At 54.5% G+C, this 14,287-nt stretch carries 16 protein-coding genes, 1 tRNA gene and 2 pseudogenes; 12 read left to right on the top strand and 7 right to left on the bottom strand.

Annotated features, from left to right (window positions below; genetic code table 11):
• The 5 genes from CPJ18_RS07320 to CPJ18_RS07300 all read right to left on the bottom strand — a co-directional run.
• Positions 1-299: nucleotidyltransferase domain-containing protein (locus tag CPJ18_RS07320; protein WP_197710893.1), on the bottom strand; the 299-nt coding region annotated here is incomplete at its 3' end.
• Between the two features lie 222 nt (positions 300-521).
• Positions 522-845: a cytochrome b gene (locus CPJ18_RS27530; protein ID WP_103657551.1), complete on the bottom strand. Its 324-nt coding sequence runs from the start codon at positions 843-845 to the stop codon at positions 522-524.
• Positions 746-1,165 carry a cytochrome b gene (locus CPJ18_RS27525; protein WP_103657550.1) on the bottom strand — a complete coding sequence of 140 codons (420 nt, stop codon included), beginning with the start codon at positions 1,163-1,165 and terminating at the stop codon, positions 746-748. Before CPJ18_RS27525 ends, CPJ18_RS27530 begins: the two co-directional genes overlap by 100 nt.
• Positions 1,166-1,830: 665 nt before the next feature.
• On the bottom strand, positions 1,831-2,022 hold the full coding sequence (locus CPJ18_RS07305; RefSeq protein WP_103657580.1) for a hypothetical protein: 192 nt from the start codon (positions 2,020-2,022) through the stop codon (positions 1,831-1,833).
• 170 nt (positions 2,023-2,192) lie between these two features.
• Positions 2,193-2,561 carry a mobilization protein gene (locus CPJ18_RS07300; protein WP_188348543.1) on the bottom strand — a complete coding sequence of 123 codons (369 nt, stop codon included), beginning with the start codon at positions 2,559-2,561 and terminating at the stop codon, positions 2,193-2,195.
• A 192-nt stretch (positions 2,562-2,753) separates the two neighbouring features.
• Between CPJ18_RS07300 and CPJ18_RS27140 the strand changes: the two are divergent.
• Both CPJ18_RS27140 and traA read left to right on the top strand, forming a co-directional pair.
• Positions 2,754-2,966 (top strand): annotated as a pseudogene (locus tag CPJ18_RS27140) (MobA/MobL family protein); the annotation flags it as partial.
• 1 nt (position 2,967) lies between these two features.
• Positions 2,968-6,108, top strand: a 3,141-nt coding sequence (gene traA / locus CPJ18_RS07295) for a Ti-type conjugative transfer relaxase TraA (protein WP_245445361.1), incomplete at its 5' end; no start/stop codon positions are given.
• Positions 6,109-6,339: 231 nt separating this feature from the next.
• Here traA and CPJ18_RS07285 read toward each other — a convergent pair.
• A complete protein-coding gene (locus CPJ18_RS07285; RefSeq protein WP_245445360.1) occupies positions 6,340-6,492 on the bottom strand; it encodes a helix-turn-helix domain-containing protein in 153 nt (50 codons plus the stop codon).
• A gap of 754 nt (positions 6,493-7,246) precedes the next feature.
• Between CPJ18_RS07285 and CPJ18_RS07280 the strand changes: the two genes are divergently transcribed.
• The 10 genes and pseudogenes from CPJ18_RS07280 to CPJ18_RS07225 all read left to right on the top strand — a co-directional run bounded on the left by CPJ18_RS07280 (position 7,247) and on the right by CPJ18_RS07225 (position 13,865).
• Positions 7,247-7,336: transfer RNA gene (locus tag CPJ18_RS07280), tRNA-Ser, on the top strand.
• A gap of 905 nt (positions 7,337-8,241) precedes the next feature.
• Positions 8,242-9,219, top strand: a complete 978-nt coding sequence (locus tag CPJ18_RS07270) for a DUF2971 domain-containing protein (protein WP_167397852.1) — start codon at positions 8,242-8,244, stop codon at positions 9,217-9,219.
• Between the two features lie 144 nt (positions 9,220-9,363).
• Positions 9,364-9,492, top strand: a pseudogene (locus CPJ18_RS27135) (site-specific integrase); the annotation flags it as partial.
• 130 nt (positions 9,493-9,622) lie between these two features.
• Positions 9,623-9,892: a hypothetical protein gene (locus CPJ18_RS07260; RefSeq protein ID WP_146258657.1), complete on the top strand. Its 270-nt coding sequence runs from the start codon at positions 9,623-9,625 to the stop codon at positions 9,890-9,892.
• Between the two features lie 10 nt (positions 9,893-9,902).
• Positions 9,903-10,106, top strand: a complete 204-nt coding sequence (locus CPJ18_RS26560) for a hypothetical protein (RefSeq protein ID WP_146258656.1) — start codon at positions 9,903-9,905, stop codon at positions 10,104-10,106.
• Complete coding sequence (locus CPJ18_RS07255; RefSeq protein ID WP_103657546.1) at positions 10,099-10,332, top strand: hypothetical protein; 234 nt, start codon at positions 10,099-10,101, stop codon at positions 10,330-10,332. Before CPJ18_RS26560 ends, CPJ18_RS07255 begins: the two co-directional genes overlap by 8 nt.
• Positions 10,333-11,382: 1,050 nt before the next feature.
• Positions 11,383-11,853 (top strand): hypothetical protein, encoded by a 471-nt coding sequence (locus CPJ18_RS07240; RefSeq protein ID WP_103657543.1) that lies wholly within the window; start codon positions 11,383-11,385, stop codon positions 11,851-11,853.
• 3 nt (positions 11,854-11,856) lie between these two features.
• Positions 11,857-12,519, top strand: coding sequence for an SOS response-associated peptidase (locus tag CPJ18_RS07235; protein ID WP_103657542.1), 663 nt, complete (start codon positions 11,857-11,859; stop codon positions 12,517-12,519).
• Between the two features lie 9 nt (positions 12,520-12,528).
• Positions 12,529-12,945 (top strand): hypothetical protein, encoded by a 417-nt coding sequence (locus tag CPJ18_RS07230; protein WP_103657579.1) that lies wholly within the window; start codon positions 12,529-12,531, stop codon positions 12,943-12,945.
• Between the two features lie 260 nt (positions 12,946-13,205).
• Positions 13,206-13,865, top strand: coding sequence for an outer membrane protein (locus tag CPJ18_RS07225; protein ID WP_103657541.1), 660 nt, complete (start codon positions 13,206-13,208; stop codon positions 13,863-13,865).
• A gap of 15 nt (positions 13,866-13,880) precedes the next feature.
• On the opposite strand, the gene CPJ18_RS26765 is transcribed toward CPJ18_RS07225, so the two are convergent.
• Entirely contained in the window at positions 13,881-14,138 is a 258-nt protein-coding gene (locus CPJ18_RS26765) for a hypothetical protein (RefSeq protein ID WP_167397851.1), read from the bottom strand.
• Between the last annotated feature and the right edge of the window lie 149 nt (positions 14,139-14,287).

Genomic DNA, 14,287 nt, shown 5'->3' with positions numbered 1-14,287 from the left:
CGGATCAACCGGTCGGCTGCCTTGTACCAGTATTCGGCAAAGTCGGTCAGCTTGCGATTGTTGACGATAACCAGAATATCGAAGTCCGAGCGATAGCCCTTCATCGTGTGCGGTTCGTCGACAAAGGTGCCACGGGCATAGGAGCCGAACAGGATGATTTTGAGAATGCGTCCGCGCTTCTTGAAGTCGGATGTTCCCTCGCCCAGCGCATCCTCGAACTCCTCGTGCAGGATTTCCAGCGCACGGGCAAGCTCGCGTTGCTTGCGGGGCGGGATATGATCGAGGGAAGACTTCATCATGGCAGCAGGTTCTGAATGGCTGGTGGTAGTGATCGACTCTCTTAAAGGTGGTACTGGAGAACCTTACACAGTTCAACCAAAACAACAATTGCAAGAAATCCCGATAGAGCGTTGANGGTACTGGAGAACCTTACACAGTTCAACCAAAACAACAATTGCAAGAAATCCCGATAGAGCGTTGACACACATCAAACAAAGGCTTCCGCTACGATCCGTCAGCTTTCAACCACGACGCTGTTTCGGTGCCTGCTTCGGTGCTGGATTGGGTGTCGCATGCTTCAGCGGTCGCTCACCAGTCGCTCCGCTTTTGTCCAGCCTCCCCGTCATGCGGCCAAGCGTTTCGTCCTTCCACCTCAACTGGTGCACGAGCGCCATGATGACATGGCCAGCTATCAGAATCGACAGACACCAGGCCAGCAAAGCGTGAAGGAGATTGGCCGGTGTCATCATCCAAGACACCTCCACCCCGCTTGCCGGGATCCACGGTTCCCAGCCCTTGCCGCTGCCATAGGCCCGCAACAGAGCCAGTCCAGGAATGGTAAACACAGGACATAGAAACTGACGTGCACGGCAACAGCTGCGCGACCGGACACGCTTTGCGATTGAACCGGTCGACGCTTGCGATTGACGAGTGCCCACGTGGCACGGATGACGACGAGGCCGATTACCAGCAGGCCGACGGTCCCATGACCGGGCCCCAACGATGTCACAGTTGTCACCCAGTCCCTATCACCGAACAAACGCCATGTCACGATGACGAGAAACTGCCAGATCAGCAGATACGCCATGGTCCAATGGAGCAACCGGCTGACCAATCCATAACGGTCCGGTCTGTCCATCCACATGCGAGAATCTCTATTTGTCATCGCCTGCCTCTAGCCGCCGTCGACGGAGAGCGCAACGGATGGCTCCGACAAAGAGCGGTCGTTGGGATCTCGGGCTGCGTCCCCCTTACCCATTGGTGCCGGACGCACGCCCGTCCTGCCGCTCACTACGGCGCTATGGGGAGCGCGTTCCCGTCAGGACAGGCTCATCGCTCGATCCTCTCCCCCGTCCCTCCCCTGAAGGTTTTAAGCACGCCATATCCGTTGAAGCGAGAGGCGGCGCGTCAAATCAATGGTCACTCGGTCTAGAACCTCAATTCCACACCCTCGAATTTTGCAATAGTGCGGTTTGCGCAATCGCCATCGGACGCAAAAACGAGGCCGTGAGACGGCAGTGGCTGCAGCGAAAAGACAGCGTGTTGAAGTCAGAGTTTTTTGGGGAGCGCTATCCCGGAGATAGTTTTGCAGCCTGGAAATTTCCGAAACAATGGATTGGGGTCGGGCCGATTGGTTCGCGTTAGTCCCGTTACCGCCCAAAATTATCGTGGTGGACGTGCGGATGTTCTACGCCATCAAGTGATGCCACGATCAGGCGAAAACGGACAGAAAAACCAGCCGACGCTAAGACACACCATGGTGGTGCCTTGGCTTCCCAGAACCAGGCGTTTGGGAACCCTCGATCTTTGCACATCGAGGGTTTTTGATGGTCAGTTCACTGGCATTGCACCCGTCGTGCCGCACTTTGCAAATTTACCCTTTGCGTCTTTGCACTGAACGACTTTTTTCTTGACCGGTTCGCACTTCACAAACTTGCCTTTTGCGTCTCTGCATTGCTCAGCGCCGGCCGGCGCAGCAACAAAGGAGATCAAAGCGACGCTAACCAAGACCGATTTCCACATGTCAAATTCCTCCAGGCGCGGATGAGCCACGTTATTGATAGACCGGTCAGACAGAAATGCTAGATGCGCTCCTGGGCTGTCAAGATGGAAACCGAGCCACAATTTGACTTGTTGCGACCGTTGGACCGGTATCGTCTCTTGGACTTTTGACCTCTCTCCGCACGAGCGGTTCAAATGCGAACGGTCTTGAGTGGGTCCCCATCCAAATCGCTGTCTTCATGATTGTCTTTGCTGCCGGTGGCACCGGTGGCACCGGTCGCTTCTTGTCTCTGCACCGTCTGGCATCCGCCCAGCAGATCTGCAAACAACGCACGATCGGCATCACGACTGAGAAACGCAGGTAGCTGGGTTCCAAGCCATCGCTTCAGGTCGTTAGGCTCGCTGGTATCACCATCCTGCGCCAGCCGCTCCAGCAAAAACGAACCGAGCAATATCTTGCGCCGGGTTTCCTGCGCACGCTCTTGCCTGTCCAGTCGCGATTGCAAGGCGCGCTTGCGCTCTTGGAGCTCTTTGATGCGTTGCGCGATCGGCTTTCTCATGACGGCGTGCTCCTTTGACGATTTGGCCTTGGGGCTATTCGAACTCCAATCTCTCAGGTCCCGCAACATGCAGATCTGCACGTCGCCGGCCCGGCCTGCTGGTGCTAGCCGTCCCGTGTCGAAAGCAACAAGGGCGCACTTACGAGTTGCGGCGTATGTGACCCAACCGTTTTGCGCGGCGGGAAAGGACAGGTGAAGGTGGCGATTTACCATCTCAGCAGCAAGCCCATCTCCAGATCAGGTGGCAGAAGCGCAGTGGCTGCGATTGCCTATCGCACCGCCAGTCTGCTGGTGAACCAGCGCGATGGGCTCGTGCATGATTTTACCGCCAAGCAGGGTGTCGATTATTGCGAGATTGTTCTTCCCGACGGTGTCGATGCCGACTGGGCGCTGGATCGATCGGCGNGTCGATTATTGCGAGATTGTTCTTCCCGACGGTGTCGATGCCGACTGGGCGCTGGATCGATCGGCGCTGTGGAATGCAGTGGAGGCTGCCGAGAAACGTTGCGATGCGCGCGTAGCCCGTGAGTTCGAAGTCGCCCTTCCGCATGAGCTGAACAACGACGATCGTTTGTCGCTGACGCGTGCCTTTGCGCGCGATCTTGCCAACCGCTATGGCACAGCCGTCGACTTCGCCATCCACATGCCCCAGGGCAAAAGCGACATTCGCAATATCCATGCCCATGTGATGATGACCACGCGGGTGGTGACACCAACAGGCCTTGGCGACAAGAGCCTGATCGAGCGCGAGAACAGATGGTTGCTCGAGAACAATCTGCCCACCTCGCATATGCAGATGCGCGAGATCAGACAGGCGTTTGCAGAGCACGCCAATCGCCATCTGATGCGGGCCGGTTTCGATATCCGCGTCGATCACCGCTCGCATGTCGATCGTGGCCTGTCGATTGAACCAACCGAGCATATGGGCGTCCATGCCAGTCAGATGCAGCGACGGGGACTGGATGTTGAGCGAGCCCGCATCGAGGAACAAGCTGCGAAACGAAACGCTGTCATCATCAGACGCAAACCGGACGAGGTGCTGCGCCTTCTGACCGACGAGAAAAGCGTGTTTACCCGTCATGATGTCGCCCGTACGCTCCATCGCTACATCAACGACACCGACGCATTCCAGCGGGCATTTGCCACCGTCATGGCGTCACGCCAGCTGGTCGAAGTGCAGCCCGAACACAGCGACAAAATGGCGCGCTATTCCACCCGCGAGATGATCGGCATCGAACATGCCATCGCAACCAGTGCGTTGCGGATGGCGGACACAAACAGCCATGGTGTGAGAGCAGACCATGTCGATCATGCGCTTGATCGCCAGGATGCGATGTTGCCGGGTTCGGGCCTCAGTGACGAGCAGCGGACTGCTGTGCGCCACATCACCGCACCGCAACAGATTGCCGCCGTGATCGGCTTTGCCGGTGCTGGCAAATCCACCATGCTTGCGGCAGCCCGCGACGCCTGGGAGCGCCAGGGGTTTACGGTTCATGGGGCAGCCCTTGCCGGAAAGGCAGCCGAAGGTTTGACGCAATCATCCAGCATTGCTGCCCGCACTTTGGCATCATGGGAGTATGGCTGGCAAAACGGTAAAGGCGAACTTCAGCGCGGCGACATCCTTGTCATCGACGAGGCCGGCATGGTCGGCAGTCGACAGCTTGCGCGGATCGTGAAAGAGGTCGAGGCGCGGGGTGCCAAGCTCGTTCTTGTCGGCGATCATGAGCAACTTCAGGCGATTGGTGCAGGCTCGCCGTTCCGCGCCATTGCAGAGCGCATCGGTTCGGTCGAACTGTCGCAGATCCGTCGGCAGAAACAGGATTGGCAGCGACAGGCTTCGGTGGCGTTTGCGACCCATCGCACCGGTGATGGTGTGAAAGATTATGCGGATCGTGGCCACGTTGTTTTTGCTGACGACCGGGAGAAGGCCAGACACGAACTGGTGCGGGATTATCTTGCCGATCGAAAGAATAACCCCGGCGCATCACGCATTGCGCTGGCCCATCGGCGCGTTGATGTCCGTGCCATTAATGACGGGATCAGAGAAGCACTTCAGGCTGAAGGCCTGCTTGCGAAAAGCGATGGTCAGCCGATGGACAGTGGTCCGGGAATTGGTATCGGCGCTGGTCACGGAAAAAGTGAGCAGGTCGTCGCCAAAGCGGACACTTTGCATGCCGATCCAGACCGTCGAACCGATCGTGAGATCGTCTATCAGACGGTCAACGGCAAGCGGGGCTTTGCACCCGGCGACCGCATCCTTCTTCTGGAAAACAATCGCGATCTCGGCGTCAAGAACGGCATGTTGGGAAGGGTGGAGGCCGTCGAGCCGAACGCACTACAAATACGCCTCGACGGATCTTCCGCTGGACAAAACGATGCCCGCCACATCTCTTTACCCGTCAAAGATTACCAAAGCTTTGACCATGGTTACGCCACCACCATTCACAAGGCGCAAGGGGCAACCGTCGACCGCGCCTTTGTCATGGCATCATCCACCATGGACCGGCATCTGACCTATGTTGCCATGACCCGCCACCGTGATGCGACAACGCTCTACGCCGGACGTGATGAGCTCAAAAACATCACCGCGCTCAGCGACAGCATGAGCCGGTCCGGTGCCAAGGAGACGACGCTCGATTACATCAAGCTCTTTGCCGAGCGGCGCGGGCTGGCACCGCAAACATCTGGCGTGATGCGTGCCATCAATCCGGTCGGTCCTGCGCTCCACATCGAGCCTGCAAAGGCCGTCACGCAGGCTTCCGAAGTCGCCCCTAATCAGCCACGGGAATACGCCACCCCCGCCCCGCTCATCCCCGCCAGCACCCATTACGATCGCACCGTCGAAGACATCGCACGGGAAAAGGCAGGACCGCATCTGGAGCGCGACCTCGAAACCTTGCGCTCGGTCGCCCAAAACATCTATCGCGATCCTTTCTCCGTCACGGCAACGCTGAAGACTTTGATCACAAGCGACAAAACAGATGTCCAGGCACTGGTCAAAGCGGTAAAAGAGCGGCCCGAACAGCTCGGTGAACTGCGCGGCACGTCTGGAATGTTCGGCGACAACAAGGAGCGCAAACTGGCACGCAGTTTTGCACATGGCATGTCCAACCATGTCGGTTATGCAGCAGAAACATGGACCCAGCGGCTGAAGGCCGAGCGGCAGTCGGAAACCTGGAAACGTGAGCGTCAGGACGTCGTTGTCGTGCCAGGTCTCACACGCGCCAGCCAAGCCCTTCTGGAGCGGTTTGACAGCCTGTCCCAGGCCGACCGACCTGTGTTCCTCAAGCAATTGCTGACAACGCCAGAGGGTCAGACCGCCATCACCGAGGCCCGCACAATCGCAACCGCCCTCGAGCAGCGCCTCGGCAGCGCCGATCCTCGCAACCTGAAACCAGAGGCGCTCAGGCTAGGGCCGGACCTTGCCAAACAACTCGACCAGATCAAACACGTCGCTCGCATCGTTGAGCGCGCCTATAATGCAGACCTTACCCATCAATACGAGCTCAAGCGGTCGCTGACGAAAAGCCTGGGTTTGAGGATGTGAAATCAACACGCGGAACGCAGTCGAACATCGATGATGGTCGCACCTACAGTGAATAGCCCCGAGATTTGTAGACGCCTTCTTTCCTAATTTTGAGGCAAGAAGATCACCATGATATTCGATAGCGACCGGCACTCTCGTTTCGACCGCCCGAACCCGCCTCCAATCAAGCCCGGCGAACAGGGCCTCGAACTGGGCATGGGTCAACGTCATCAATCCACGACGCCGCCCGCTTCAAGGGCGGCTCGCACCTTCTATAGATTCCACAAGGACGTTGCTCTCGCATTTCTCAATCCGAACAATGACCTGTCGGCTTATCCGCGCTGCGTTGGCAAGCTGCTCCTGGCTAAGGCCAAGCAGAGCGCGCCCAGCCCCTATCGCGGTCATTATTTCCGACGTCGAATCCATGGTCACACTAAAGGCGGCACTCCGGGGCGCTGTCAACAATTGCCCAAGGATTCGCGATCCATTTTGTTGATCAACCGGCGCAGAATTTCGTCTAGGAGGCTTTCGCGAGTGGCTGTAGTGAAGACCTGCTATGGATTCGATGCACTTCGCATTACCTGCCAGTCCAAATAGTGGTTCTGTGGTTCCCGATACCGGTTCATTCGAATACCGGAGGCGCTGTCTGCGCAGCGTTGCGCAGCGAGTTTGCAAAAATAGAAGTCGCTCTTCCGAACCTGCATTTTGCCCCAGGCCACCGGCTTACGGACGTAATTTCGCTAGACCACTCATTGCGCCTCTTGCTGGCCAACGCCAACGGGATCGAACCACGGGTCTTTCAACATGTTATACTTGCAATGGGTTTCGGGGACGAATATCCCACTGGGGATGTCGTGCCAGAAGACTATTGGAGACCTGGTGCGGTATAGGCTGGAATTATGGCTGGACACAAGGTGATTTCGTTGACGGGTTGACCGTTTACGTGCGAACCAGAGACAATATGAATATCGCTATCTTCAGAGAGACATTCACCCAGACCTACCTCCGTCTGACGTCAACCGAAGTGGCTTCACCACGCTCCGCCACCCTGGCGGCACCTTGGCTCAGCGAAATCCTTCAACCAGCGCACGTATCAGTGCAAGCACAGAGATTGCTGGTTACGAGAACGCCCGCACGATCCTCAAAGGTTCGTGCCCGCGGAGAGGTGGCAGAGTGGTCGAATGCACCGCACTCGAAATGCGGCATACCTGCAAGGGTATCGTGGGTTCAAATCCCACCCTCTCCGCCATGATTGACCCCTGGGTAGTAAGGTTTTCCAGCAATTTTGTTAGTTTTGTCAGTCTTCAATTCCGTTGCCGAAATCGGCGAGGGCCACACTCTCGGCACTAGGAAGCGTTTCTCATAGCTAGGCTAGGCTTGGCTTGTTCCATCAGAGCGCGTGCGCCTGCTGATATACTCTTCGACGGTTTGCGGCAGGATCGCATCGTTCAGTGTCAATATTGCCCGGAGCAGATACTCACGGATCCCGGATCGGGTCTTCTTGTCGCCTGAGCTCTCGATCGCGCAGTGCACGTCTATAAGAGCACTCGATAGCTGACGGCAAAAAATTAAATCTGCGTCTCGCTTAAATACGAAGTCATCAATAACCCAATTTTCGGAGGGAGCATTTCGAACAGAACACGGACAGATGCAAATCCGCTTTCCCTGATAAAGCTGATTTCCCTCCCAGATGAACTCGTCTGATCGATACGGGATATCGTAGCCGTATTTATTACTCGTCGGATAATCTGGGTGCCGTTTGTTTGGACAAGTGCTATGCCTAGTGACTACTAATAGTCCGAGATCTGCTCCGGCATTTATGTAGCGCTCCAAGATGTCGATCAGAGCCCTCCGCGTGGTGTAATTTGAGATCGTGTCGTCCCACGAGAATAAATATTTCGAGCTCTTTATAAGGCCAATTTGGCCTAAAAGATCTCTTCTCAGACCTACCAGATATTCGAATTGGTTCATCTCACACCCCGAATTAGAGAGAGCTCGTTAGACGGCCCACCCGAAGCGACTTAGACATGGAGCTATTAAGATGGATAGCTATTCTGCTAATAAAAAAGTTGAGGATACCAAAACAAAATTCGCTTCGATACTCCCGCAGCGGTCACGCATTCTGCCATTATTGTTATGAGTGGGAGATTCGGCATGTTCGATGAAATGTTCAAGCTTCGAGATATTTTTGCCCCACATGAAGGGCGTATCCGCAACGGATTGCTCGCTGAAGATCGCCGGCTCATCCACTACACTTCCGCGGATAATGCCATCTCGATCATTCGCGGCAATCAAATCTGGATGAAAAATATCCGCCTCATGAACGATTTCCGAGAGGTCGATCATGGCTTTGACCTGCTGAAAAAAGCTTACACACCGCCAAATGACGATGCGCCAGAAATTGGTCTTCACGCCATACGGAAGGCTTTGAACGAAGTGTTCCCGGACGTGTTCGATAAGACCGTTGCGCTTTTTGACCAGTGGTTCGAGACAATGCGGGCTAGCACCCATATCGTTTGCTTGTCGGAGCATGACAAAGACGAAGACGACTTTGGTCGTCTCTCCATGTGGCGCGCGTATGGTTCTCGACGTGTGGGCGTGGGACTAGTGATTAACCCATTACCACTCTATCTCGTCGCCGAGAATTTCGGTGCCTTCAGCAGTCCGGTCTTTTATTGCAACGAGAAAGACGTAATGGAGCTATTTCTGGAGATTGCCGGCAATATTCGCCGAGACAGGGATGCAGTAGCTAAAGCGGGCGCTGACGATGTAGGCGGCTATCTGTTCCAGCTCCTGCGAGCACTCTCTATCTGCTCGAAGCATCGAGGTTTTCGCGAAGAACGCGAATGGCGGATTATGCACACCAAAGGCCTCGATGATCAGGGTGCCCTGAAATATGGGATCGAGAGTATGGGCGGTGTGCCTCAGGGCGTCTTCAAGCTCTCGTTTGAAGATCGACCGGACCTCAACATGACGGGTATCTCCATTCCCCAGCTCCTCCAGCGCGTGTTTATCGGACCCACGGAATACCCTGACGCTGTTAGAGATGCCTTCTGCCAAGTCTTGAGCGACGTTGGCGTCAAGGAGCCGAGAAAGCTCGTGGTGTGTTCAGACATTCCACTTCGGACCTAGACGCGCGCAGGCCTCATACAATGCGTTGGCTAGACAGGATCGTTGATCGATCGCCCCAACATGTTATCTGATGGGCCGGGATAATCCTTGGCACCCCCTTGGGGGCGTCCTACGCGTGAGCTTCAATATCTATTGGAGATCACAATGGCAACGCTTAGGAAACTCAGAGGACGCTGGCAAGCACAGGTGCGTCGCCGCGACATGAAGCCTCGTTGCAAATCGTTCGATACGAAGATCGAAGCGGAGAAATGGGCGCGTGACATCTTCAAGCAAAATCTGATCATACCGAGTGCTTCCCACCTACTTACGAAGAAAGGCCACTAGGCAGGCAACAAGCTTTCATGTCCGTCTTGACACATACGTGCAGTCTGGCAGGCTGCCCCTAGAAGGTGTGGGGGTGAGTATGGATAAATTTCTTCAGGTGGTTGGATGGATCGGTGTAGGCGCTGTGGCGCTGATTTTGCTGAACGTGATGATAAACGCGGGTCGAGGTCAATATGCTGCCCTAGCGGTTGTAGCATCCCTGACTTGGGCAGCACCGTCTATAGTGGGGTTTGTGCTGATTGCCGCGTTTGGGAACATGCTGGGACAATTGAAAGCAATTCGAGCAGCCTCTGAGCGACAGGCAGAGATGTTTTCGGAAATCATGGCGCGCGGGAAGAACACTGGTTGAGAGGTGAAAAGTGCAAAACCCATCCGAAGCCCGATATGATATGCGCAAGAACGACCACGACGAATACTGGACGGTCTTCGACATCTTCACTGGCCTACCGGCAGAGGTGAACAGCAATCTTATGGACGCGGTTGAAATGGAAGAGGCAGACGATTTAGTTGATCTGCTTAACGCTCAGTATGCCGAACGGCGCGGGGGAACGACACTTGAGTGATGAAAAAGACGAACTTGGCAACCTCTTGAAAAACGGTTGGAAGATAAAGGGATATTCAACCGCGATGATGGCTGCGGGCGCTATGGTCCATTCGATTTTGCTGCAAAAAGATCTAGACGTTGTAACAGTGAACATCGTCAAAAATGGCGGTAAGGAAGTCGGCAGGACACTAGACGTTTTCAGTCCACCGCCAGCTAAAGCAAAGGCAAAGGGCTGGTTTTCATGATGGGTCGGCCCTTGCTGGCTTCGAAGGCAGGCATATGTCAGAGAGGTATATAAAGGAAGCGTATATCGTGCTTGAAGCAGCCCTGGAGCCGGAGGAATGGTCCAAATTGAAGAATGAAAGACCGACGAAGTGAATGATCGATCCTGGTTGAGAGACTACATCTCAAATGCCTCTGGGCCTTGGAAAGCTGCGGTGTGCTTTCTCTTCGTTGTGATGGTTCTGATGTTGCTTAACGGAGCAGCGGTCCTAGCAGGCTGGCATGGGGCTTCATCCCGACTGGTCGCCTATCTCGCCTTGGCAATCGTCGGCTTCTTTGTCTCGCTCTCGTTCCACGCATATCTAAGCATACGGGGTTCAAGGGTGCAGAAACTGGAAAAGCGTAAGCGGCGTAAGGGAACAACGCATTGAGTGAACCCGCAGGAAGCAATGAAGATTAGGTTAGGCATTTTTGCTTGAAACAGACCCGCTCCCGCCGGTTATTTGTGCCTATTGTTTGCTAGGCGCAATCAACCAGAACAGTTGAACCAAATCATTCCAAGTCCGCTTCATGTCTTCGATGTCGGATAAAAGTTTCGAATATGCGATGATGGCCACCAGCGTTACCACAAGAAGCACTAGCCAAGGCCAGATAGCCCGCCTTGCCTTCTTATCGTTTTCTGGATGTTCCGGGCCGCTTACCTGCAAATCACATCTCCGATCTGTTTGTAGCTAACGCGAAAATGTCAGCAGTCGCAACCCGACAAAGACTCCTGTTGACTCACCCCGAGACCAGAACATAATTAGAACATCGCTAGCACGGGGGCGCGTGCTTTCCGAAAACACATTGCGGCATTGGGCTCTGAAATATGGAGAGTGGGAACGTGCGACCTGAATTTGGAAAGCCCCCTGTCGATGTGGCCGATTACATTTTGCAATGCCATGAGGGGAACGCGAAAGCCGCTATTGAGGCGATGCAGGAGGAGATTGAACACCTGCAACATCAGCTTAGCTTGGCCGTCGTTGCAATGGGCCGAGGTTACACAAGGGGGTGGGTGCCAAGAGAGGGGCGCGATGTCCTATGACCATCTACCGAAGCTGTCCTCAAAAAAGGACGACCTCATCTATGTCATGTGCCTTGACTGCGAGATATTGCGGAAACTGGAATATGCGGATCTGATGCACACCTACGGCGATGCCGAATTGATATCTCTGAAAGGGCCCATAGCCAAAGAGATAGTTAAATGCGGAAAGGGAACCGAGGGATATCGGAACAGATGCCGGCTGAGTTATTACGAGGGGCATGGGACGCAGAAGATACCAACCGAACTGCCTCCATCTCCGAAGCTGGAATATCTTTGCAGTTGGGAAATTGTCGTCGGCAAATGTCGCTACTGCGGTCACGTCTCCAATTTGGAACGTTGGCGCGTCAGCAAAGTTACAAAGCCGGGAATGACCTTAGACGACCTAAAAAAGCTTCTTCGGTGCAAGAGGTGCAATCGCAAGGGCGATGTCGAATTGACCCTCGCCAAACTGCCGAGGTGACGCATGTGTAATCTGTACCAAGTCCGCACCAATCAGGAAGTGATGCGCGATATCGCCGGCATGATGCAGGAACGCTTGAACCTTCAGCCTGATTTGGAGATATACCCGGATCGTCCCGCGCCTGTCATCCGCAATAAGGATAGTGCGCGCGAGCTGACTGAACTGACCTGGGGAATGCCTACACCGCCCAACATTCTCGGCGGCAAGCCAGACACCGGCGTCAAAAACATCAGGAACGTTGCCTCCCCGCACTGGCGCAAATGGCTGAAAGTCGAGAACCGTTGCCTGGTGCCGTGGACGCGTTTTTGCGAATGGGAAAACACCAAGCCGCGAAAGACCAAACGATGGTTCGCTATCGATGACGCAGAACCCCTCGCGTTCTTCGCTGGCGTCTGGACGGATTGGAACGGCACACGAGGCTCGATGAAAAATCCACGGGAGGGGCAGCACGAGCTGTTCGCCTTCCTCACAACAGACTCAAACGAAGTGGTGAAGCCGATCCATCCCAAGGCTATACCGGTCGTGTTGACAACGAAGCAAGAAGTAGATGTGTGGATGAGCGCGCCGTGGGATGAAGCCAAGGAGCTTCAGCGTCCTCTACCGCAGGAGAGATTGATCTTGCTGCCGGTAGATGAGCCAAAGGAAACTGGCGACTTGTTTGCGTAGGAGACAATGATGAAAATATGGCCGAATATTTTAGAGCGTCACGGCGTGCATGCGCGGCATGAACTCTGCGACGGTTCGTTCTTGGAAGCAAAACAAACGCTGCACGAAGAATTAGACGCAAGCCTCGTGTCCGAAGTGGATCAAGATTCCGATCTCACGGCTTACACCGCTTATGTCGCGGACGAATATTCCGATGAAGAAGACGATGCGCCCACCGGTGCTGTATTAGAAATACTCTTCAGCAATCGCAGAAGCCTTGCGGCCCTTCGCTACGACAATCCAGACCTTTCGGGCGCGTTTATCGAATGGGTATCGTGCAGCACTGTTGAGGATGCGCTTGTCGCGTGGCGCAAGAAAGTAATGGCCAAATACACGGTCATCGATGGCGATACCACGGCAATCAACAATCAGCGATTAGACACATGAGCGACCTGACAAGCAAGACTGGAGACGGCGTCCACGAGAACCACTATTGCTGCAATCCCGAATGCAAGAAGTGGGGAGGTTTCGGCTTTACTCAAAGCAAGGCAGAGCCGGTACAATGGTGGTGCTGGGCGCATCACCCTCACAAAGAACCGCTTAGGCTATAATTACTTGAACATTAGCTCGTATGTGTTGCGGAGAATCTACAGCATTTCTAAAAATCTTGAGTTTTACTAGGTCCTCAAATAGGGAGATTGAAGACCATGAAAAAAACTTTCGTAACCCTCGCATTGATTCTAGCAGCTTCCACCGCCATGGCGGCTGACGCTGTAAATGAAGTCCCCGCAGCTCCAGTAGCCGATGTTGTGCCTGCTTTCAGCTGGACTGGCTTTACAGTGGGTGTACAGGGCGGATACGGGTGGAACAACACAGACTCCAACATTTCTGGCACCGGCAGCTTCTCACAAGACTTTGATGGCGGCCTTCTCGGTGGATTTGTCGGATACAACTACGACTTCGGCAATAGCTGGGTAGTCGGCGTCGAGGCTGATTTCGAAAAGAATTGGGCTGATGAGACTGCTTTCGGTGGTGCTCTGGACTATGGCATTGACTGGCAGGGTTCTGTCCGTGGCCGTGTCGGTTACGCCTTTGATCGAGCGCTTGTATACGGTACCGCAGGTTGGGCTTATGCGCGCGGATATGCAGATGTGACGGGCTTTGGCGAACAGAAAGAAACGTTCAACGGCTACACAGTTGGCGTCGGAGTGGATTACGCCTTCACCAACATGATGTTCGGTCGTATTGAATATCGATACACAGACCTCGGCGACAAGACCTTTGACTTTACCGGAGCCGGTGGTGGCACCATCAACTCAGATGTTGACCAACACGCAATCCGCGTCGGGCTTGGCGTAAAGTTCTAGACCAAACATAGACCATCAAAAGCCCGGTTTTTCCGGGCTTTTTTTGTACCCTCTCACCGAGTAAATGGCGGCCGTTTTATCTGTATCTTCATCGCTACCAGTCAACAAAACGTCACACACCATGAGCGCGGTGACATAGGCATCGGCGGTAATGGGCATGCCTTGGATATTTGACCGGGCTTTGACAAACAGAAGACAACAGCAACTCGGAATGACTTTCAGAAACATGCGGATACGGATTTTAAATGGCTGGAAACGCAAAAAAAGCGGCAAAGCAAAACAACTGACCTTCGCTCTGTAAAAACAGTTCGGCTACCTTCTCGAAGAAGCTCTAACGCTCCCCACTGGCCATGCATCACCATTTCGAGCGCAGGTGCAGATATTTCTATTCGAACGCCTGAACCGGATTGTCGGCCTATGCC

Origin of the sequence: Agrobacterium rosae (assembly GCF_002915175.1) — a bacterium.
Lineage (GTDB): Bacteria > Pseudomonadota > Alphaproteobacteria > Rhizobiales > Rhizobiaceae > Agrobacterium > Agrobacterium rosae.
Note: the sequence above shows the minus strand (reverse complement) of the source record. Positions and strands in the feature narration are given on the sequence as shown.